This window comes from Shewanella sp. SG44-2 (assembly GCF_014164215.1).
GTDB lineage: Bacteria > Pseudomonadota > Gammaproteobacteria > Enterobacterales > Shewanellaceae > Shewanella > Shewanella frigidimarina.
Genome location: NZ_JACJEU010000006.1, coordinates 89530 through 111823, shown reverse-complemented (window position 1 = coordinate 111823; position 22294 = coordinate 89530). Strand labels below are relative to the sequence as shown.

The window sequence follows — 22294 nt, the reverse complement described above, 5'->3', positions numbered from 1 at the left end:
TTTGTGGAAAAACTTCACAGCAAGCCTAGCCTTACCATGCTCATACCAATAGAAAAGGTTAACGACAGGTGACAGCAATTAATATAACGACTTTGCCACCGCTTCCTGATGCGCATGCACTGGCTGTGTTATTGCTTGTGTTGCTTGCCCTGTTTCTATTTACCAGAGAATCTATTGCCATTGAGACCTCGAGTCTGTTTATTCTGGCAATGTTGAGCATCGGTTTTACAGTTTTTCCTTACGTCAATTCGCAGGGGCAACATCTTGAGGCGTTGCAGTTTTTCAGTGGTTTTGGCCATGAAGCGCTGGTGGCTGTGTGTGCCTTAATGATTGCCGGAAATGGTTTAGTGCGCACCGGAGCGCTAGTACCTCTTGGGCGAATTCTGGCGCGCTTATGGCTTGTTAGCCCAGCATTGAGTATGTTGCTGACCTTGCTGGTTGGCGCTTTTCTGAGTGCATTTGTTAATAATGTACCGATAGTCGTACTGCTGCTTCCTATTCTAATCAGTGTATCGCTGCGAACCGGAGAGCCAGCTTCGGGGATGTTAATGCCAATGGGATTTGCCACTCTGGTTGGAGGAATGAGTACCAGTATTGGCACCTCGACTAATTTGTTAGTTGTTTCAGTTGCTGCAGATATGGGCTTAAGAAGACTGCAGATGTTTGATTTTTTTGTACCGGCAGCAATCGTTGCCGCTATTGCTATTGTTTATTTATGGTTGATTGCGCCACGCTTACTGCCTGCTCGTAAGACCATACTCAGCGATACCTCCCCAAGAATATTTACTGCCCAACTGGTTATATTGGAAGACGGTTTTGCAGTCGGTAAGACATTAACCGAACTGATTGAAAAGAGCTCAGGTTTGCTGGAAGTATCACGCATTATGCGGGGCACTGGAACCTATGTTGTACCGTTGCCCGATGCGCAAATTCAGGCTGGGGATCGGTTAATGGTGAATGACACTCCGGAAAATTTGAAGGAACTTGAAAGTGCTCTGGATGCCATGCTCTATGTCGGAGATACGCCTGTTGATGAAGAGCATCCATTATCCGGTGAGGGACAGCAGATTGCCGAAATAGTCGTCATGCAAGGTTCACCTTTGCTTGGTATGACCTTGAGGCAACTTAACTTTTATGATCGTTATCAATTAATGGTGCTGGCAATACATCGAGAGGGAAACTCAGTAGAGACGCTGCGTGAAAAAATAGCACAGGCCCGTTTGCGCATTGGTGATGTTCTTTTAGTGCAGGGAGATCAAGATACCATTGGCGAAATCAAACGTGCTGGTGAGCTATTAGTGCTCGATGCCACCGCAGATCTTCCGTACACGGATAAAGCGGTAACGGCTTTACTGATTATGGCGGCAATTATTCTTGTGTCTGCATTTGGGGATGTTCCCATTGCGATAAGCGCCGTAGGTGGTGTGCTGCTTATGCTGGTCACACGCTGCCTAACCTGGCGTCATGCTTCTATGGCGCTAAGTACTCAGGTCATTTTGATTGTGGCGGCGAGTTTGGCTATGGGATCGGCATTATTAAAAACCGGTGGTGCAGAGTATTTAGCACAAGTCTTTGTCGCGTTAACCGCAGGGGCTTCTCCGGCGGTTATTGTATCTGGACTGATGTTGCTAATGGCCATTATGACCAATATTGTGTCCAATAATGCTGCGGCAGTCATAGGCACACCTATTGCTATCAGCATTGCGCAGCAACTGCAGGTTAACCCTGAACCTTTTGTTATTGCGGTGCTATTTGGTGCAAATATGAGTTATGCCACCCCTATGGCTTATAAGACTAACCTGCTGGTAATGCATGCGGGCGGCTATAAATTTACCGATTTTGTCCGAGTGGGCGTTCCACTAACGATTATCGTTTGGCTGAGTTTATCGCTATTACTGCCAGTCATGTATTCGCTTAGCTGGTAATCTTTGAAGTGGCGTAATTATTTATCAATCTATGATTCATTGTACATAAATAATTTTATATCAATAAGATATCAGGCGATGATGCATATTGACCAATAACTTAAATGGTCGACTTTATTGAGTGAACCGTTCAATTAGTTGTTGAATTAAGTAGCAACGCAGAGCAATATGAGAATGTAGTTGAATGTATTATGCTCATTGTATTCGCTAGTGTTAGACCGATGTGATGGAGCACAATAATAACAATGGATTTTAATAAGAAACTTACTGACAACTCAGTATCAGTTACTGCAAATTTACTCGGTAACCCAGAGTCCACATCAACAATTATATTCCTATTAGCAAATCAAACTAATTAACCTAAGCTAGCAATCGTTTAGATCTAACAAGAGATTTGTGCTTTATAAACAATTCAATGCACAAATACTAAAACGTAAGTAGCCAGAAAAGGTGTAAAGTAAATATGGACGTTTGGAAAAGATTATTGGTTATTTTTTTAGTGACGCTGTCATGCGTAGGTTGTGATCAAGGTACGAAGTTATTAGCGGCAGAGCATCTTCCAAAATTTCAAATGACGAGCTACCTTAATGACTATCTTAGAGTGGGTTACACAGAAAATATTGGTGCATTTCTAGGCTTAGGTAATAATCTATCTGAACAAGCTCTGTTTTGGTTTTTTGTTGTTTTGGTCGGTACATTTTTATTGGCTTTACTGGTTTATTTAATTTCTAATGCCAAACAGCACCTTGTCCCTTTAATTGCATTATCTTTAGTGTTTTCAGGTGGTATGAGTAATTTCTACGACCGTGTCGTTAATAATGGGGCCGTTATCGATTTTCTAAATATCGGTATAGGCTCGATTCGAACAGGCATTTTTAATGTCGCAGACATAGCAATAATGTTTGGTGTCTTTCTGCTTATATTTGCTCAAAGTAAGCATAAACCTACGGTGTAAAAGTCGACTAACCGGTCATTCATTTGGTTTTGGCTAACTCCACATGGATGTGCTTGCAGTACCTCATTCAATCAATTGCCGCAGGCAATGAATCATCATGTGGCCTAGCATGTACCAAACGGCTGAGATGATGGAAATTTCTCGCCGTTTATTATCAATAAAAATATCAATCCTCAAGTCAGTCTGTTAATTCATTTTCCCTAAGGCATTAGGTGCTTAACTTCCTTCCCTTTATTCATTAATCTGCTTGATGCTCGAATGTGCGACCTGTGTGTTCAGTTTGATTCGATTTAGGTCGGCTAAACATATCTGCGTAAGGCGCTGCTTGTTCGCGCTGAACATCAGCGCTGTCTTGGTAGATATCACCTTGTTGAGCTTGCGACTGGTTTCTCTGCAATATTTTTTTACCTAATAGCTGCAAAGTAATAAAGCTTAAAAAGCCCAATAACAATATAAAGGGCAATAGCACAATCGTGGTGAATGCGATGCTAAAAAACATCAGTAATGCCAAAATTGGATTCATAGCCGAGAATCGACTTTTCAAATTGGCAGTGTGGAATGATTGATTAAATTTCATGATGGCTCCTGAATGCGCTTAGTCTGAAAATAGGTGTCTAAAAAACGTTATCTATAAATCAGTAACGATGACTTAATGTACAGCTTGCAACGTTTGGACATAATATGTCACGTTAAACCTAGTTAATGTTTTAAGTTTGAGAGCGAAAGTCTATTGAGTTAAATCAGTTTGGATTTGAGTTGTATGTAATACATTGCATTTGTGAGCCCGAATGAAGTTTATTCATCACACGGATAATACAAAAGAGTAAATCGACACTAGGTGTAGGAATACTGTTTATAAAATACTTTTAGTGATTAGTTACTTTCGCGGTCATGTTTTAACGGCTGTTATGATGGCCAATAGGTGAGTCAATACTAACCTGTTATTTTTCAACTTTAGTTATGGTAGCCCTGCTTTAGCTATGATAGTTCTGCAGATTTGGCATGACTTAAACAAGATTGCTGATTCGAGTTTTCTCGTTCAATATTTGGATGTTGATGATAAATATTATCCTTAGGATTAGCTGTTGAAAGAGGTGATGATGCAGCGCGATGATGTTGCATGTATTGGCGTCTTAACAGTGTCATACCGATGAAACCTACAAACACAAACAGTAATATTAACGGTAACAATAGCAAGCCGCCGATCAAGACGGTGGCAACCGTTGTTAATGCGGCCAATGGTCGCATTTTTTGCAGGCGTTGCATTATTTTGTGAGTGTAAATTGATCTGAACATCCTCTGATCTCCGAGGTTTTACTCTATGAGATAGTCCATCAGGTTGGCTTGATGGACTATCTATTATCTAGTCGTTTTATTTGAGTGTTGAGTAAGCTAAAAGTTCAATGTCAGTTATTGGGTTTACTAATATGTTGGTTCGCTATGGCTTTATCGACGCTGCTGAAAATAATATTGCGAAACCATTGATGCCCAGGTTCTTGATTATTTCGTTCATGCCATAAGAAAACATACGCCATCGGCATAAATTCAAAAGGTAAGGGAATGGACACCAGCGAATATAATTTTTGTGCATGGTTAGCAAAGCTAGAGGGCAAGGTAAAAATTAAATCGGTATTGGCACAAACGCTGGCAGCACCATAAAAATCTGGCACAGTTGTCGATAGGTTACGATGTAAGCCCAAGTTGGCTAAGTGGTAATCTAGTGCCCACCAATCGTTACCTTCACATCTTACCTGTACATGAGACATGTTAAGGTAGTGAGCTTGATCCCAGCGACCATCTTTTACAGCCTGTAAAATAGGATGATTTTTACGCACTAAGCAAACTTGATGGTCGTTAAATAATATTTGCGATTCGATACCTTCAGGTACTTTGTCAATATTGACATCGGTTTGAGGCAGAATATCTCGACCTGCAATGCCAAAATCTATTTGTCCCTGCTGTAGGTCTTGCATGGATTTTTCGGTCCAAACATAGGAATCTAATTTTATTAACGGTGCCTGTTGTAATAATGGTCCGATAAAATAGGGTATTAAGGTTTCATAAGCACTTTCGACCATCGAGAATGAAAATTGGCGGTTACTCGTCGCCGGATGAAAATTTGGCGGTTGCGTGAGCTTATACAAGTTTTGTAATACTAACGGCAGTTGTTGTCTTAATGCATCAGCATGTGCGGTTGGTTTTAAGCCGTGTGCTGTGCGTTGAAACAGTGGATCGTCTAGTGTTTCTCGCAATCGATTTAAGCTTTTACTGACAGCAGATTGACTCACATGCAAGCGATGGGCAGCCCGAGTGACGCTTTGCTCCTCAAGTAATACCTGTAGAATGACTAATAGATTAAGATCGATTCGAGCAAGGTTGTCTAAATTCATGTGATATTCTCAAATGGAAATTCACTTCGGATTTTATATCATTTTCATTCATACCTCCATTTGACTTATTATAGCGCCCTATTAAGGGTGACCTTTGTGTATTAAAAATTTGAGAGAAAGAAGTTTATGCGTCGTAACTTATTGCCATTGTTAATGTTTATGGTGCTTTTGAGCCCATTAGCTATTGATATTTATCTGCCGTCTATGCCTGCAATGGCGTTGGAGTACGGTGTATCTAACAGTGAAGTACAGTCCACCTTAGTGTTATTTTTATTTGCAATGGGCGTAGGACAAATTCTAATTGGCCCGTTAGCTGACCGTTTTGGCCGTAAACCTGTCGCGTTATTCGGAATTGTACTTTATGGCATTAGCAGTTTATTAGGTGCTTACGCGGTTGAGTTTGAATGGTTGCAGATTGCTCGCGTTTTTCAAGGCTTAGCGGCTTGTTCCACCTCTATTGTGGTATTTAGTGCGGTACGTGACTGCTATTCGCGCAAAGAAAGTGTGTCGATGTACAGTTATCTAAATGGTGCAATTTGTGTGGTCCCGGCACTGGCTCCAACATTTGGTGGCTTATTAGCATTACAGTTTGGTTGGCGTTCTACCTTCATTTTTATGGCTTTGTATGCCATTTTTGTATTGTTTTTGGTAGGGTTCCGTTTTCCGGAAACGCGTCCATTAAATACCGACAGTACAGGGCCTTTATACCGTTGGAGCCGCTATAAGCCGGTTATTGGCGACCCTCATTTTATGTTTTATGCCAGTTGTTGCATGATCGCGATGGCATCAATTTTATGTTATGTGTCTTATTCGCCAGTATGGTTAATTGGTCATTTAGGCATTTCAGAATTAACTTTTAGCGGTTTATTTGGCCTTAATGCTGCGGTAAATATTGCAGCGTGTTTTGCTGCTCCAGTGTTGGTTAAGCGTATTGGTAACCGTCCGGGAGTGGTCGTGGCATTATCGTTGATGTTGCTTGCTGCTGTTATCGAAGCCGCGATGTACTTTGCTGGCCCCCAAGAAGGATTAGCAGCCGCAATAGCGTTTATGGCTCCGATGATGATTTTGTGTGTTGGCTTTGCTGTTTTACTTGGCCCTGCAACCAGTATGGCGTTGTCGGCTTTCGGTGAGCGCGCAGGTACCGCGACGGCGATGTTAGGTTGCATTCAAATGAGTGGGGCATCAATACTGACAGCGTTGATCCAGCTAACAGATATACCAGCACCCTATGCGATAGCGGTTGTTATGGGGGGCTTTAGTGCAGTATTGCTGATCATTATGGCAATGAACCGTTTAAGCCATCTGCATCAAGAACAGTTACAACATGACTAATTAGCTTTAGTAATATCACCTTTAACCCGCAGAATGCTAACCACATTCCGCGGGTCTTTTTTTGCCTCAATATGGTGAGACTTAAAAGCGGGCGTTGATACCTACACTAAAACTGGTTTGTGAGTCGTTATTATATTCGCCATTGTAATATGAGTGGTCAAGTGAAAACTTAGCCGAAAACACATCGGCAAAACGCCAGACATAGCGTGTGTTTATGCCTGTCAAAGTATCTGTTCGGTCATTATTACTCTTGTTGTCATAATTAGTACCGCTGATGTCATAATCAGTTTCGGTATAACGCTGTTCAGCAGCAGCCCCTATAGACCATGCATTATTGATAAACCAATCGGCTTTGATTGCAACGTTATAGTTATTGTTCCCAAAGTACATTTGAGAATCTGTGTTTGTTACTTGACCTAAATCATCGACCGAGGTGCTGGAAGCATTACTCGTATTCTGCTGATCACTATAGGTCAATGCACCTGTGAGCATAACTCCTGCAGTTGATTGCAATGGAACAAAGTGTTCATATGTTAGGCCGAAAACATCAACGTCATTACTATCATAACGCTCAGAATTATAGTTTTTTGATGTAAAGGTGTTTGATTCAGACTCAGAAATTCTGCTGTAATTCAGGGTTAATGCCGAATGGTCCGTGAAAAAATAACCTAAGTTTGCTGAATAAATGGTAGAGCTATCTGAACCAGTATCAAAATTGACTCGGCTTACTTTTGCACCGACGAACCAGTTAGAGTCGAAAACATACTGGCCTGACAGTTCATATATATCATCGAAACTAGAAGTAGAGTAACGAGCTGCAACAGTTGAACCTTGGTGAAAAAAATCGGCTAGCACATATGGCTTATCTGCCTGTTCAACCGCTTTAAAGTAATAACGATAGTTAGCATTAAATAGGCCATCACCGCCATCGTCAGAATCTAGAAAGCTTAGTTCTGCTTCGTGGTGATAGGTATTATCTTGGGCTGCATATGCAGGGATTGTGGCCAATGCGAGCATTAATACCACAGACATCTTTGTTCTAGTCATAGTAATGGTTCTTCCTTGAGGTATTATGGTGTAGAGCGAAGCATATTGAACTCAACTTTACATATTTGCAACAAGATAAGACAAAAAATGAGCAGAAGTTATTGTATCCATTGCCAATACCCACAGTCGGCTTGCGTGTGTCATGCGCTCAACCCGGTGACGTCAAATACCGAGGTGGTGGTGATGCAGCATCCATCTGAAGTGGATCATGCTAAGAACACCGTGAGGTTATTGAAACTTGTGATGCCGCAGATGAAAATTTACGTGGGTGAATCTGCCGCGGACTTTATTGAGCTGCAACATTATTTAGCTGCGCAAACGAAGCCGATTTATGTGGTTTATCCAAATGAGCACAGTCAAACTGTAGCCGAGGCTGGAGCGAGTGAGGCTGCGATAATTATTTTAGTCGACGGTACTTGGCGTAAAGCATACCGAATGTTGCAGCTCAATCCGTGGTTACTTAATTACCCGTCACTGCATCTAGAATGTGAAGATGAGTCGCAATATATCATTCGTAAAGCGAAACGTAGCGACAGCTTGTCGACTCTGGAAGCGGTTGCCCACACGTTGATTGCTTTAAATCCAGCGGCTGATATCGCGCCAATATTTGCAGTGTTTAACGCAATGGTGCAACATAAGTTAACGGCTATGCCTGCTCTGGTTCGTGAGCGTTATAATGGTGATAAAATCAAAGGATAGGCAACATGAAACATCGGCTGATAAGCTCAGTTATTTTGCTCGTTACGGCGAGTACATTGGCATTTTTTACAGTAGCTACTGATAAGCCACATAAAAAAATGACCTTAGCTGAAAAAGGTGAACAAGCGCGTCAAGAGTCGGCCGAATTTGAGCAAACGCAATTGCAAAAAGCGCGTGAGGCAGCCAAGACGACCTCGGATCGTGAGCAAGAAATATTAGCTAAATCACAGTCAAACGATTGGGAAGCACAGCAGCTCGAAAAAGCCCGTGCTCAATCAGATGAACGTTTAACCCGTCAACAAAAGTATTTACAACAGGCGCAAGAAGCCGCCACTCGAACCCGTAAAATTCCTAAAGACACCAGTATAGAGCCAGTTCAATCTGACTAGTCATGCTGTTGATTGATCCCCTCGGTTTATTTTGGAGTTCGCTTTGTCGTCTTGTCCTTTGTGTCACCATGAAACAGCTGCTTTTTCTCAAGATAAAAGTCGTTCCTATGTCCGTTGTCCGCAATGTTTTTTGGTATCGGTTCCTGCAGCATTTTATTTAGATGAAATAGCAGAAAAAGCCCATTATGATTGTCACAATAATGACGTTGCCGATCTAGGTTACCAACAATTTTTATCCCGTACTTTAACGCCATTAATCGCGCGTATTAAACCCGATGCAATAGGGTTAGATTTTGGCTGCGGAGAAGGTGCTGTATTAAGCCAAATGGCTGTAGCGCAAGGCATTAAGGTGGTTAATTATGATTTATTTTATCACCCAGATACTCTAGCTCTCTCTCAAAAATATGATTTTGTCTGCTTAACTGAAGTGATAGAGCACATTGCCAATGCGCAGGCGTTGATGGCGCAATTAAGCACATTATTGTTGCCTGGCGGCATATTAGCGGTAATGACCAAACACATACCCAGTTTAGATAAGTTTAACAATTGGTACTATAAAATCGACCCGACTCATATCAATTTCTACTCGATAGAAACCTTTCAGTGGCTAGCATTACAACAAGGTTGGCAGCTTGAAATTATCGACAGTGACGTGGTGTTTTTTCACATTCCAACGTCGCCAGCTTAGTCGTGAGTGTTGGGTGTTAATAAATAGATACAATTGACTTGTTAGCAAATCGGTAAAAGATTTAACAAAAGCGCCATTTCAAGGTAGTTTTGTTGCACTAATTATTATAATAAATGGAATGAACATGCGCCTGACGTCTGTTGCTTTACTGCTTTCAAGTATCTTTGCCGCCAGTGTTTACAGCACGACTACCGTGGCTAGCGTGCCCAATGCTGCAGAACTAACCGCTCAAGTTGAAAGCAAAGTCATTGCATGGCGCCGCGATTTACATCAACACCCTGAATTATCTAATCGCGAATTTCGCACCAGTAAAGTGATTGAAAAACACCTTAAATCCTTAGGGCTTGAAGTACAAACGGGTATCGCCCACACGGGTGTGGTGGCGATATTAACAGGTGGTAAGCCTGGGCCGTTAATTGGTTTACGCGCTGATATGGATGCGCTGCCCGTTACCGAAGTGGTTGATTTACCTTTTGCCTCTAAAGCGACGGACACTTATCGAAATCAAACCGTGGGTGTGATGCACGCCTGCGGTCATGATACCCATGTGGCTATGCTGATGGGCGTGGCTGAAAACCTCGTAAAAGTAAAAGACAGCCTAGCTGGTGACGTAATGTTTATCTTTCAGCCAGCCGAAGAAGGCGCGCCAGAAGGTGAGCAAGGCGGTGCGGAGTTAATGCTCAAACAAGGCTTATTTGCTAAGCGCAAGCCTGAGCAAGTGTTTGGTATGCATGTCACATCAAGCATGCCTACAGGTATGATTGGTCTACGTTCCGGCCCTGCAATGGCGAGTGAAGACTCATTTACGATTAAGGTCACAGGTAAGCAAACCCATGGCTCACGTCCTTGGAGTGGTGTTGATCCTATCGTGGCCTCGGCACAAATTATTAATAGTGTACAAACCATTATTAGTCGTCAGGTGGATATTACCAAAGCACCCGCCGTAGTGAGTTTTGGGGCCATTAATGGTGGTATTCGATCGAATATTATTCCTGACGAAGTAGAGCTTATCGGTACTATTCGAACTTTCGATCAAGATATGCGCGCCGACATTAAAGTTAAATTGGCCCAAGTGGCAGCTAATGCCGCTAAAACAGTTGGCGCCACTGCAGTAACCGTGATCCAACCTGGTTATCCGGTTACGGTTAACAACCCAGAATTAGTCAGCAAAATGCGCCCGGTTATCGCCTCAGTAGTGGGTGACAATATGTTGATTGAGCCAGGACTGATTACCGGTGCGGAAGACTTTTCTTATTACGCATTAGAAACACCAGGGATGTTCTTTTTCTTGGGCGTGACACCTGCTGACCAAGATATCAATAATGTCGCCAGCAATCACTCTCCGGCATTTTATGTTGATGAAAGTGCCCTTAAGGTTGGCGTGCAAACCATGACCCAAATTGCCTTAACAGCATTAAGCGCGGCACAATAGCCCTATTTAAAAACCAATTTTAATAAACCATTGGACGATAGCTCAAAAGGAGCGAGATATGACCCGCAAGATAATGGCGTTGTTGATGACGTTAGGTGTACTGAGTGCACCTAACGTGTCAGCGACACAAGCTGAAGATATTAATAGTTTTACCTTAGATAATGGCATGAAGATTATGGTGTTGGAGGATAGTTCTATCCCTAATGCCAATATGTACATTTTTTGGAAAGTGGGTTCGCGCAATGAAGTACCTGGTATTACCGGTATTTCGCACTTTTTTGAACACATGATGTTTAATGGTTCTAAAAAGTTTGGCCCTAAAATGTTTGACCGCACGATGGAAGCTGCTGGTGGTGCCAACAACGCTTATACCAGTGAAGATTTAACGGTATATACCGACTGGTTTCCAGCAAATGGTCTAGAAACTATTTTTGATTTAGAAGCAGACCGCATCGCCAATTTAGACATCAACCCTGAAATGGTTGAAAGTGAGCGCGGCGTGGTGCAATCAGAGCGCACTACAGGGCTTGAAAACTCCAACTGGCGTACTATTCAAGAAGCGCTTAAAAGTGTCGCCTTTGCGGCGCATCCATATAGCTGGTCGGTGATTGGTTATGAGTCGGACATTGCCGCTTGGACATTAGCAGACTTACAGCAATACCATAAAACCTACTACGCCCCTAACAATGCGCTAGTGGTGATTACCGGTGATGTGAAGCTAGCCGAAGTTAAAGCCCTAGCTAATCAGTATTTTGCACCAATTCCAGCTCAAGCTCCACCGAAAGCCGTACGTACAGTTGAACCGCAACAAAAAGGTGAACGTCGGGTATTTGTTAAAAAAGAATCGGTAAGCACGCCAAACATTATGTTGGCTTATCATGTACCTGCAACTAGTCATGCCGATTACTATGCATTGGATTTATTAACGTCGATGTTAAGTGAAGGCAATAGCTCACGCTTTTATCAGGCCTTAGTTGATAAGCAATTGGCCGTGGCTGCAGACACGTATATGCCGATGTCGTTCGACCCTAACTTGTTTTATATCTTGGGTGTAGCGAATGCGGGAGTCAGCGCCGAGACTTTAGAAAAAGCCCTTATTGAGCAGATTGATCTTATTGCCAACAAAGGCGTGACTCAGCAAGAACTTGAAAAAGTTAAAAATATCAAGTTAATGGACTTTTACCGCACCATGGAAACCATTAATGGTAAAGCCAATACTTTAGGTACATACGAGCTGTATTTTGGCGACTATGCAAAACTGTTTAACGCCCCAGAAGCCTATAACAAGGTCACTCCTGCTGATATTCAACGTGTGGCGCAAACCTATTTAATCAAAGCGAATCGAACTGTCGGTGTGCTCGCTGCTACTGAGGAGTCAGACAAATGAAAACCGTAACTCACACACGTATTAAGATATCGTTATCAGCAATTGCATTAGCGTGTAGCATTGGAATAAGTGGTTGTGCGACCACTCAAAAAACTACCGCCGATACAGCCGACTCTGTCACCGCTAGTTTTGTTATGCCACGCTACCAATTTGTTACCTTAGACAATGGCTTAAAGGTTAAGCTGATGGTGCAAAAAGAAGTGCCATTAGTGACCATTGATGCCGTAGTGAGAGCGGGAGCAGTCAATGATATTACCTCTGGTATGGCTTACATCACCTCACAAAGTTTACTGTTGGGTGCCGCGGGTCAATCAAAGGCCGACATCGAGCAGCAGTTAGATTTTATCGGCGCCAGCATAGACACCAACGCTGATTTAGAAGGCAGTTATATTCGTGCCAATATGATGAGCAAAGATGTTGATACCGTACTCGATATTTTTAGCCACGTATTGCGTCAGCCAGACTTTGATAGCGCTGAATTTGATAAACTAAAACAGCGCGAAATTGTTGGTTTATCACAGCAAAAAGAAAGTCCTCGTGCAGTGATTGGTCGCTACTTCAATAAGTTAGTCTTTGGTGATCATCCTTATGCCAATCCGGTATCAGGCAATAGTGACACCATAGCTAAACTTTCTGTTGAGGAGTTACGCGCTTTTCATAAAGGCTACTATCAACCAAGCAACATGACCATTAACGTGGTGGGCGATTTTGATGTTGCCGACATGACCGCTAAACTGAATAAAGCCTTTGGCGATTGGCAGACCACTGAAACCGTGGTTCAGTCAGATTTAAGCCAACATTTACCAACATTAACCCAACCTCATGTACTGTTGGTCGACAAGCCTGACGCAATTGAAACCACCTTTTTAATTGGTGGCGTGGGGATCCGTTATGACAATCCAGACTATGTTGGGTTAACCGTAGTGAACACCATTCTAGGTGGTCGTTTTACTTCATGGTTAAATGATGAATTACGCGTCAATGCCGGATTAACTTACGGTGCCCGTTCTGGTTTTAGCCCTTATTCTCAATCTGGGGTATTCCAAATCAGTACTTTTACTAAGTCATCGACAACTAAAGAAGCCATTGATTTAGCCTTAAAAACCTATGCTCGTTTATGGGAAAAGGGCATTGATCAAACCACTTTAGATTCTGCCAAAGCTTATGTTAAAGGCCAGTTCCCACCTAAGTATGAAACTAGTGGGCAATTAGCTGGTTTATTGTCTGACATGTATCTGTATGGCTTTAATGATGATTTTATTAATCAATTTCAGGCAAAAGTGGATGGACTTACCCTCGCAGAAACTCAGCGTTTGATTAAGCAATATTTCCCACAACAAAACTTACAGTTTGTGTTGATTGGTAACGCTGAAAAAATTGCTGATATTGCGGCGCAATACGGTGAAGTGACTAAAGTTGATATCACTGCGACGGGTTTTGGGCAGTAGTTATTAGTGGGTTAATGATTTATTCAGTTAATGATTTAGTCAGTTAATGACTTAGTCTGTTAATTGCACTGTAGTATCGTATGATGGCTCACATAAGTGGGCCATTTTTTATGGCTAGATATCATGGTGTCACTGAGTGATTCTATTCGGTTTCTAGGGCAAGATGGTGCAGGCAACATTGGCTATGTTGAGCTTGTGATCTGTTAAGTGTTAAACGCTATTTTGATAAGAGGATGGTTAATGATACATACATGCCGATTTATATTACTGCTAACGGCGATGTTGTTACTGACACATTCACCGTCATCTTACGCTGCGAAAGTAACCTTGGATTCATTTTGTGGTCAACTAGCGGGTGAGTGGCAGGGCAGTGCCGCCAATCCGAATGTTGCGCCGAAGCAGGTAAGCACTTCGGTGATGTGCTCGGCAGATAAACGTAATTTATACATTAGTGTTAGCCGTGGTAGTCGCTTTACGAACAGTGAAACTTGGTGGTTTAGGCAACAACAAGATCATATTTTACTGGTGTATGCCAATGGCATTACCGATGACATATCGCAACAGTTAACGCTTTATGAGCAAGCGGGCAGTTACTCATTTTTAGGCAAAGGGGAAATTAATCAACGTCCGGCCTTAGTACAATTGCAGTTCGATCCCATGATGAGTGATACCAAACCGTCAACAGCAGGATGGCAATGGCAGCAAAGCGCGCACTATTTGGATGACGACAGTGAGCAGTATCAAGTCATTAGAGCCATTAGTCTGCTTAAACCATCGGCAAATAATACTCTGCCGACAGAATAACGTGAGTGTATCTCAACTCAACACTCACAGGGCTTATCGATAAAACAAATAAGCGGCAAACAATGCCCAACTCAATAGTAGTAACCCCAGTAACGACCATGTTAAAGAGTTAAACTGACTCTCTGTTTCAATGTAAGACGCATCGGAATCGTCATCATTTGAACTTGTCGAGCTTTTAGCTTTTTGCTGTTGTTTACGGGCTTTATCTCGTTCTCGAGCCTTAGCCTTCTCACGTTTTTTGTATTCAGCAATCCCCTTTTCAACGCCCGCAGCAATCAGCTTGGTTTGTTCTTTAATTTGCCCAGGTTTTTGGGTTGCTTTGGCAATGGCTAAAGCATCTTGTTGGGTTTCAGGTGATAACGTTTTTTTCATTACTCAGCGCCTGCAAAACCCAGCTGACGCCATGCTTCATAACTAATAATGGCAACTGAATTGGATAAGTTTAAGCTACGGCTATTGGCGGTCATAGGTATACGTAAGCGCTGTGCCAGTGGCGTCGCATCAATAATATCCATTGGTAATCCGCGGGTTTCGGGGCCAAATAACAATACATCATTTTCTTGGAAAGCAATTTGGGTATGAGGACGGCTACCTTTGGTGGTGCAGGCAATAATACGCTTTCCTGCCATGGCCTCTAAAAAAGCGGCATAGTTTTTATGGCGAGTCACACTGGTCAGATCCGAATAATCGAGTCCCGCGCGACGTAATTTCTTTTCTTCGAGATCAAAACCTAACGGCTCAATCAAATGTAACTGCGAGCCATTGTTGGCACATAGACGAATGATGTTTCCGGTATTTGGAGCGATTTCGGGTTCATAAAGGGCAATATGAAACATAGCAACCTTAGGTACGAAGCATAAAAAGAGTGGCAAATTATACCCTAAGCAAGGTTTGACTGCGAGGCGTTATAAACGCTGACGTTATCAAAGTGAGCGATACAGCCCTGATGATAATTGCTGGTTGGGCGCTGACACATAGGCAATAACAGCCTCATAAAATACTGGCTATTTTATTGATGCCTTCGCGCTATAGTGCGCATATCGAGAAATAAAAATTCCATGCTTATTCCTCTACCAAGATAAGAGCTTAGATAATATTGACGCCACTTTCAGGATCTCGTGATTGTGCCGCTTGCTGACGTATATCATCGGTATCGCTGCTGATGTCATCGCTAGTCTCATTATGGGTATCTTCTAATGACTCTTGGGCTTTTTTGCTGTTGTGCTCAGTGCTCTGTATCGTATTCAGAGGTGTTTCACTTTGCTGATGTCCATTGGTGACTAATTGTATCCCTTGAGGGAAAATACGTTCGCGGGCATCGTCAGGCAAGCTAATTTGATTTGCTTCATAAGCGCGCACCAGCAAGCGCATTAAAATTGAAGCCACTTTTGGAACACTGTGAGTTTCAGCATTGACCCAAAAATACACTTGCAAATTAATCGTCGATGGACCAAGGTTTTTTATTAATACCTGTGGCTCGGGATCTGCAAGTACGCCGTGATGACCGCTCATAATCTCCATAGCAATATCCTGAGCCTTACGGATACTTGCATCATAGCCAATGCCAATGACAAAGTGGCCACGCATTCTCGGGTTGGCGGTAAGATTTTTAATCACGTTTTTATAGATAGTGGCATTGGGGATTTGGATATGATTTCCGTCATAGTCGACTAACGTGGTAGCCCTTGCAGTGACTTGCTTTACCACCCCCAAATTCCCTTCAACGGATATTACATCCCCTAATTTGAACGGACGCTGCACACTGAGTAGTAAGCTGGAAATAAAGTTTTCGGCGATGTCTTTAAAGGCAAAACCTAAAATCAGCCCAATGACACCAGTGCTGCTAATAATCGCGACTGCAAACTGCGTTAGGCCAGCGAGGCGCAAAAATATATATAGTCCCAATAAGATGATCAATACACTGATGCTGCGCTGCATCACTAAGCGGATCAATTCACTTTTTGTTACCCAAGCTAAGGGACTAATCAATAAGCGAGCTAAAGGTTGTGAAAGCCAGAATAGAAATAAGAATATCGACAGCCCTAAAGCCAAGCGCGGTAAATAGAGTAAGGCTTTGTCCCAAAATTGCTCAGCATCCTGTTGCAGGGGAGCTAAAGATAAGGGCTCAATAGGTTGCAAGTGAATATTATCCACAACCTGAGTCACATCAGGTAAAGCGGCTATGGTTTGCAGTATGCGCTCTTTACTCGCTTGCTCAGTGACGGAGCCGTTTAGGTGGACGACAGAGCCTTGTATTTCAATGTCTATGACGCTGCTTGGGTCGTTAATCTGTATGAGTTGTTTCACAGTATCAGGCGAGGGCGCAGCCTGGGCATCAGTAGGCACAAAGCTGGTAAGGCAAACAACAGCAATAACTAAACTCCAGAGTAGAATCCATCGATTTAACCTTGAGGATGATCGCTGGTTGCTGCGAGGAAAGTTGTTTAACAAAAATCGACAAATCATAAGATTATCCGCAAGGTACTAGCCTGTCATTACTCAATATTAGCAAACAATCTTCACAGGCACCAAAGGTTGTGAGCGTTATCCGCTAATGTTTTTAGAGTATGCAAAAAGGGCTTTTTTTCACTTCTAAATACATATTTATAAGTCAGTATATGAGGTTATGTAGTTGCTTAAAAACGATGTTCATTGAGGGGAATAATAGCAACACTTGAAATAGTGGTCAGATAATTGCTTTGTTCTTTATGACAATAAATGCAAGTCAGCTAATATACGTTGAGGCAACTGTTAACCTCAGCACATTCAAAATGGAGAATATCATGGATTTATTACGTATTTTAATCGCAATCTTACTGCCACCACTTGGGGTTTTTCTACAAGTAGGCCTAAGTAAGACCTTATTATTAAATATAATTTTAACCTTGCTAGGCTACATTCCAGGGATAGTGCACGCGGTATGGGTGATTGCTAAGCGCTAGTATCTGCAAAGATGATTATGCCTAATGGTGAAGCGGCTCAGGCCGCTTGCATCAATCGGAAAATGTTGCCAAGTTAGGGGTAATTTTTACCTAGCAATGACATGCTATTGATTACAGGGTTAATTCAGCTGTGTCGTCTATGAAGGCGAGCTAGCTATTATTGATACGTGCTTATTCCCTGCGTGTGCAGGGAATATTAGTTAATGCCATTATTAAGGCCGATTAGAATATAAGTGGTTGAAGTTTATTTTTTTATATCGACTAGCTAACCGGTAAACTGATACTGAGCTTAAGGCCTTCGCGCTTTCCTGTTGGGCCGATAAGGTTTTCTGCCACAATACTGCCTTGATGTAACGTAATAGCAGCTTGAGTTATAGCCAACCCTAAACCCCACCCACCACTTTGCCTGTCTCTGGCTGTATCGGGGCGATAGAAAGGCTTAAAAATAGCTTCGAGCTCTTGTGGATCTATACCTGGACCGTCGTCTTCCACTGTAATTAATATGTGTTTGCCAACTTGGGCTGCACTAATGGTTATCTGGCTATTGGCATAGCAAATTGCATTACGCAGCAGATTTTCTATGGCGCGCGAGAGTGTCTTTGGGTGAAGAGGCAATTGCAGTGCCTCTGGTATATCAATTTGTAATAGTTTGCCTTGCTGCTCGGCTTCAAATTCGGCGTCATCTAACACTTGGCTTAAAGATTCTGCTAATTCGAGTACGACTTTATTTTCATGGCTGGCTAAGCTTACCCGAGATAGAGTGAGTAACTCGCTTATTAGCGCTTCAAGTTGTAAGGCTTCATAGCCGATACGTTCTAGCTCTTCACTTTGCTGCCCTTTTTTACGGCCTAAAGCTAAGGCTAATTGCAGCCTAGTGAGTGGTGTGCGCAGTTCATGAGAAATATCGCCCATTAATCGTTGCTGGTTGTTAATCATGGCTTGCACTGCATCGGCCATTCCATTAAAAGCCTGTGCCAATTGGCCCATTTCATCACGACGATTTGCGGTAGCGGCATCGACTCTGCTAGATAAATCACCTCTAGCGAGGGCATTGGCACTGTGCTTTAGCGAACGTAATGGTTTACCCAAATACCATGCGAGCAAACCGCATAATAAGCCAGACAGTAAAATGGCTAAGCCTGCAGTAAGTAATTTATTGTCGGCAAAGAAAAAGAACCACGGCCGTGGATGATTATCGGGGAAGCGGCCAAATAATTGATACGGCTTGCCATTGACCACAAAAGAATAGGGGCCGAAAATAAGTTCATCTCTAAATTGATGGCTGATCGGATGGTCTGCTTCTTCTGCCATGAGTTGAAAGCGTCTAAATCCTCGCGATACTCGTTTGGTATTTAATACTTGGCCTTCGCCATCGGTTAAATATAAGCGCAATGGACCAGCATTATGGTTTCTATCGCCTTGTTTATTGCGGCTACGGTGCAGACGTTGAAGATTTTTACCTTCGAGTAATTGAGGTTGCTCTTGTATTCGTTTTGCAACGCTTTTAAGTACTCGCTCAAGACTGGGAGGTAATGGTGAACGATCATGGTTTTGTTGCAGTAATGGCAATAAAGACACCAGTGCAATAATCAATGAACTGCATAGCCAAAAGCCTAACAATAATTTAAAAAATAGCCCGTTAAATGGATTGTTTTTTAGCATTACGGTATCCAAATATAACCTTTACCGCGCAGGGTTTTGACGCGTGGACGGCCATCTTGGCGCTCTGGTAATTTTTTGCGTAAGTTAGACAAATGCATATCTAAGCTACGATCAAATGGCATTAATTTTTTGCCTAATACGTTTTCGCTTAATGATTCTTTGGTAACCAGCTCGCCTGATTTTTCGATCAAATGAAATAGCAGTGAAAACTCGGTGCCAGTGAGAATGATTAGTTGCTCATTGCAATAGGTTTCTTGGCGGGTAGGGTCGAGACGTAAATCACCAAACTGCATCATTTCATTGGCTTGGCTATCTTGCTGAGTCGTTTGTGCTCGACGTAATATGGCCCTAATTCGTGCCACTAACTCACGGTCATTAAAGGGTTTTGGCAAATAGTCATCGGCACCTATTTCAAGGCCGACAACCCGATCAATTTCATCACCGCGAGCGGTTAGCATTAATACCGGTGTTTGCTTACGTTGGCGTAAAGCACGCAAGACTTCAAAACCATTGAGTTTAGGCAGCATCACGTCAAGAAGGATTAAATCGAAGTCTTGCTGTTGCGCCATCATCAGCCCTTGCTCACCATCATAAGCTTGGGTTAATACGAAGCCTTCCAACTCAAGTAATTGGCTGAGTAGATCGGATAAACCAATATCATCGTCGATCAGTAAAATGCGATTCATAACTTTCCTCTGGCACAAAGAAAATCTGTATGTTGAAGCTAACATACAGATTTTTCGATCAATTAAGCTTATCTTATGCCAAGATTAAATCATATCAACATTGCACAGTTTTACATTTACCCTGCTTTATTTTGCACTATGTAGCGTTTAATTCTGGCAATAATAAAGGTCAGTACAATAGACCCAAATATCAGGCCTACTGAAAAGACTGCATTTTGCAGTGAGTTAGGGTTAAACACTAACATGCTGCCTAACCCTAACATCATAATACCTGACATCAGTTTAAGCACTTCACCTTCTTTTTCGGTGAGCTTGCGTTTACCTAAAGTCATTGAGAATACAATCACAATAGCGGCAAGTGGAATAACGTAAACCACATTATAAGCGATGAGGTATAAGTAACGCTGCATGGTATCGAGATCTGATAATGACAACACAGAGGTGTAAATCATTGGGAAACCTGCGGTGCAAAGCAGTTCATAGGTATTTGCTAAAATAGCCAGAATCGTTGAGCCTAAAATCATTGTTGGTAACGAGCTGGCTTTAGATAATTTGCCCATACGTTTAATAAGCGAGCCACGATTTTCAACTGACATTGATAGACTGACATCGCCACGGCCGTAAAAGTAATCTTTTATATTCACTATGGCCGCAATCAATGCCAATACCCCCGCACAAGTGATAATGATACCGCCATCACCGCCACCAAGTAGTTGGAATAAGTTAAGCCAGGCGCTCATAAATATAAAGTAGATAAAGCCTGAGAAGAATACAAAAATACCGCCTACCAATAACATACGTTTGCGGCTGCCTGCATTAACCATAATGCTCAGTAAAAACAGCAACACGAAAAATGCGCAGGGATTAAAGGCATCGACACCAGCGAGTACTAAGGTGAGCACTGGTAATGACATTTCTTCAGGGTGCACAGCACCAATGAGTGGAATGTCGACAGGTTGAACAGTCGGTATAGGAGTAATGTCACTGGCTTGGTCAAACGACATACCACACGAACTTTCGGCTTGTGGGTCGTCACTAGTGTCACCACAGGTTTCAAATAATGGTGCGCTTACTACTGGCGATGCGCCTAAGTAATCATCGAGCTTATTACCAATATCTGCTTTACCACCTTGGCGTTGGTAACAGTTAACTAAGCGTTCTAGGATAAAACGGCCTGTGACATCATGGCTGTTATAGCCAACAACGGCCTCACCACAAATGGCAAAGTAGGGTACTGATTTAGGCTCAACACCAGTGTGTTGGCCCATTTCCATCAGTTTATCGACATTACCGGGTTCGCTAATGGCGTAGTCGTGTAGTTCTATCCAGTCAAAACGTTCGCCTAGAGCATCAATAAAAGGATGGGCTTCACGACAATGAGGGCAGGTTTTAGACCAAAAGAAATGCAGTTTAACTACTGGCTGCTGGTTTTGCTGAGTATACCAAAGTGAGTTGTCAGTTGAGGCTGCGGTACTGGCTATTGAGCTGGGTGCCAATATCAGTACACAAAGAAGTAACAGTAATTGGCCAATCAATCGGTTCATAATGTATTCCATTAAAGCGCTAATAGTTAGATTTTATGCCCTAATATGATTACTGTAAGGATCAAGACTGAATTACGTTAACTGGCTCGCATTACTGCGATATTTATCATTCAATATGCCAACTTGATCATGAATTACTGGCACTAAAGTGCTATGAAAACGTTCTTTACATAGGTTTACTCAGTCTTAACCCTCATTGACATTGCATTCGGTAAACTGAGTATCAAATCTGCAAAGGCAGAAAATAAATCCCATTCATACCGAGGTACTTAACAATGAAAACATCATCAATCATCAAAACGAGTTTAGTTGCCTTAGTGGCAAGTTCGGCTTTATTAGCTGGCCAGTTATATGCAGTTGATGCAGCTGATAATACTGTAAAAACTGAAAATGTTACCGCTAAAGGTGACCGACATCATGGTCACAAAGGTGGCATGCATAAAATGCTTCGTAAGCTGGATTTAACTGATGCCCAAAAAGTTCAAGTAAAAGCCATCTTTGATAAGTATCAAGCTAACCGCCCTGAGCGTCCAACTAAAGAGCAGCGCGCTGAGCACCGTACAGAAATGTTAGCGTTAATCACTACCGCTGGTTTTGATGAAGCAAAAGCAACTGAAATGGCTGAAGCACAGCAACAAAAGCATTTACAAAAGATGCTGACGCATTTGAAAATGCAAAACGAGATTTATCAATTATTAACGCCTGAACAGCAACAAACGTTTCAAGATAAATTTAAGTTAGGCAAAGGCCACAAACCGCGCCGTTAATGATTACTGACACATCGTCGAATTAAATCGATAAAAGCCGTTACCTTTGGGTAGTGGCTTTTTTATTTATGCAAGTTTGCTAATGGTCACACTTTGCTTAAGGCGAGTGGTTACTTTAGTAAACTTTATCCTAATCGAGCAATGAACTTGCTATAGTAATAGCAGATAAATCATCAGTTAAATGAGCCGACAATTCT

22 protein-coding genes are annotated in these 22294 nt (G+C 42.3%); 12 read left to right on the top strand and 10 right to left on the bottom strand.

Annotated elements, in window-relative coordinates:
- Positions 1 to 68 precede the first annotated feature (68 nt).
- Both H5181_RS06660 and lspA read left to right on the top strand, forming a co-directional pair.
- Entirely contained in the window at positions 69 to 1925 is a 1857-nt protein-coding gene (locus H5181_RS06660; RefSeq protein ID WP_182750573.1) for an SLC13 family permease, read from the top strand.
- A 463-nt stretch (positions 1926 to 2388) separates the two neighbouring features.
- Positions 2389 to 2880, top strand: coding sequence for a signal peptidase II (gene lspA, locus H5181_RS06655; protein ID WP_182750572.1), 492 nt, complete (start codon positions 2389 to 2391; stop codon positions 2878 to 2880).
- A gap of 238 nt (positions 2881 to 3118) precedes the next feature.
- On the opposite strand, the gene H5181_RS06650 is transcribed toward lspA, so the two are convergent.
- The 3 genes from H5181_RS06650 to H5181_RS06640 form a co-directional block, all read right to left on the bottom strand.
- A complete protein-coding gene (locus H5181_RS06650; protein WP_123778445.1) occupies positions 3119 to 3457 on the bottom strand; it encodes a hypothetical protein in 339 nt (112 codons plus the stop codon).
- 401 nt (positions 3458 to 3858) lie between these two features.
- Positions 3859 to 4176, bottom strand: coding sequence for a hypothetical protein (locus H5181_RS06645; protein ID WP_182750571.1), 318 nt, complete (start codon positions 4174 to 4176; stop codon positions 3859 to 3861).
- A gap of 110 nt (positions 4177 to 4286) precedes the next feature.
- Complete coding sequence (locus tag H5181_RS06640) at positions 4287 to 5270, bottom strand: LysR family transcriptional regulator (RefSeq protein WP_182750570.1); 984 nt, start codon at positions 5268 to 5270, stop codon at positions 4287 to 4289.
- A gap of 126 nt (positions 5271 to 5396) precedes the next feature.
- On the opposite strand from H5181_RS06640, the gene H5181_RS06635 reads away from it, so the two are divergent.
- A complete protein-coding gene (locus H5181_RS06635) occupies positions 5397 to 6602 on the top strand; it encodes a multidrug effflux MFS transporter (RefSeq protein ID WP_102035996.1) in 1206 nt (401 codons plus the stop codon).
- Between the two features lie 81 nt (positions 6603 to 6683).
- On the opposite strand, the gene H5181_RS06630 is transcribed toward H5181_RS06635, so the two are convergent.
- Positions 6684 to 7649, bottom strand: a complete 966-nt coding sequence (locus H5181_RS06630) for a hypothetical protein (RefSeq protein ID WP_182750569.1) — start codon at positions 7647 to 7649, stop codon at positions 6684 to 6686.
- A gap of 87 nt (positions 7650 to 7736) precedes the next feature.
- Here H5181_RS06630 and H5181_RS06625 point away from each other — a divergent pair, with 87 nt between their 5' ends.
- From H5181_RS06625 to H5181_RS06595, 7 genes are all read left to right on the top strand, one after another.
- On the top strand, positions 7737 to 8348 hold the full coding sequence (locus H5181_RS06625; RefSeq protein ID WP_102035994.1) for a tRNA-uridine aminocarboxypropyltransferase: 612 nt from the start codon (positions 7737 to 7739) through the stop codon (positions 8346 to 8348).
- A gap of 5 nt (positions 8349 to 8353) precedes the next feature.
- Positions 8354 to 8737, top strand: coding sequence for a hypothetical protein (locus H5181_RS06620; protein WP_182750568.1), 384 nt, complete (start codon positions 8354 to 8356; stop codon positions 8735 to 8737).
- A 43-nt stretch (positions 8738 to 8780) separates the two neighbouring features.
- On the top strand, positions 8781 to 9425 hold the full coding sequence (locus H5181_RS06615; RefSeq protein WP_059745843.1) for a class I SAM-dependent methyltransferase: 645 nt from the start codon (positions 8781 to 8783) through the stop codon (positions 9423 to 9425).
- Between the two features lie 118 nt (positions 9426 to 9543).
- On the top strand, positions 9544 to 10857 hold the full coding sequence (locus H5181_RS06610) for an amidohydrolase (protein WP_404948495.1): 1314 nt from the start codon (positions 9544 to 9546) through the stop codon (positions 10855 to 10857).
- 73 nt (positions 10858 to 10930) lie between these two features.
- The gene (locus H5181_RS06605; protein WP_404948496.1) at positions 10931 to 12244 is read left to right on the top strand and encodes a M16 family metallopeptidase; all 1314 of its coding nucleotides are present in this window, start codon (positions 10931 to 10933) and stop codon (positions 12242 to 12244) included.
- Positions 12241 to 13692: a pitrilysin family protein gene (locus H5181_RS06600; RefSeq protein WP_182750565.1), complete on the top strand. Its 1452-nt coding sequence runs from the start codon at positions 12241 to 12243 to the stop codon at positions 13690 to 13692. The genes H5181_RS06605 and H5181_RS06600 overlap by 4 nt, the downstream gene beginning before the upstream one ends.
- Before the next feature lie 240 nt (positions 13693 to 13932).
- Positions 13933 to 14496: a hypothetical protein gene (locus H5181_RS06595; protein WP_182750564.1), complete on the top strand. Its 564-nt coding sequence runs from the start codon at positions 13933 to 13935 to the stop codon at positions 14494 to 14496.
- Positions 14497 to 14529: 33 nt separating this feature from the next.
- Here the strand turns inward: H5181_RS06595 and H5181_RS06590 are convergent, their stop codons facing one another.
- From H5181_RS06590 to H5181_RS06580, 3 genes are all read right to left on the bottom strand, one after another.
- Positions 14530 to 14868, bottom strand: a complete 339-nt coding sequence (locus H5181_RS06590) for a DUF2956 family protein (protein ID WP_059745838.1) — start codon at positions 14866 to 14868, stop codon at positions 14530 to 14532.
- Positions 14868 to 15332, bottom strand: a complete 465-nt coding sequence (gene trmL / locus H5181_RS06585) for a tRNA (uridine(34)/cytosine(34)/5-carboxymethylaminomethyluridine(34)-2'-O)-methyltransferase TrmL (protein WP_059745837.1) — start codon at positions 15330 to 15332, stop codon at positions 14868 to 14870. Before trmL ends, H5181_RS06590 begins: the two co-directional genes overlap by 1 nt.
- Before the next feature lie 250 nt (positions 15333 to 15582).
- Positions 15583 to 16962, bottom strand: a complete 1380-nt coding sequence (locus tag H5181_RS06580; protein WP_182750563.1) for a mechanosensitive ion channel family protein — start codon at positions 16960 to 16962, stop codon at positions 15583 to 15585.
- 317 nt (positions 16963 to 17279) lie between these two features.
- On the opposite strand from H5181_RS06580, the gene H5181_RS06575 reads away from it, so the two are divergent.
- Positions 17280 to 17438 carry a YqaE/Pmp3 family membrane protein gene (locus H5181_RS06575; RefSeq protein ID WP_011635799.1) on the top strand — a complete coding sequence of 53 codons (159 nt, stop codon included), beginning with the start codon at positions 17280 to 17282 and terminating at the stop codon, positions 17436 to 17438.
- Positions 17439 to 17699: 261 nt separating this feature from the next.
- Here the strand turns inward: H5181_RS06575 and H5181_RS06570 are convergent, their stop codons facing one another.
- From H5181_RS06570 to H5181_RS06560, 3 genes are all read right to left on the bottom strand, one after another.
- Entirely contained in the window at positions 17700 to 19100 is a 1401-nt protein-coding gene (locus H5181_RS06570) for an ATP-binding protein (RefSeq protein ID WP_182750562.1), read from the bottom strand.
- The gene (locus H5181_RS06565) at positions 19100 to 19786 is read right to left on the bottom strand and encodes a response regulator (RefSeq protein WP_059745835.1); all 687 of its coding nucleotides are present in this window, start codon (positions 19784 to 19786) and stop codon (positions 19100 to 19102) included. The genes H5181_RS06570 and H5181_RS06565 overlap by 1 nt, the downstream gene beginning before the upstream one ends.
- A gap of 116 nt (positions 19787 to 19902) precedes the next feature.
- A complete protein-coding gene (locus H5181_RS06560; RefSeq protein WP_165872450.1) occupies positions 19903 to 21330 on the bottom strand; it encodes a thioredoxin family protein in 1428 nt (475 codons plus the stop codon).
- 275 nt (positions 21331 to 21605) lie between these two features.
- Between H5181_RS06560 and H5181_RS06555 the strand changes: the two genes are divergently transcribed.
- Positions 21606 to 22097 (top strand): Spy/CpxP family protein refolding chaperone, encoded by a 492-nt coding sequence (locus H5181_RS06555; protein ID WP_123778434.1) that lies wholly within the window; start codon positions 21606 to 21608, stop codon positions 22095 to 22097.
- The last annotated feature ends 197 nt before the right edge of the window (positions 22098 to 22294 follow it).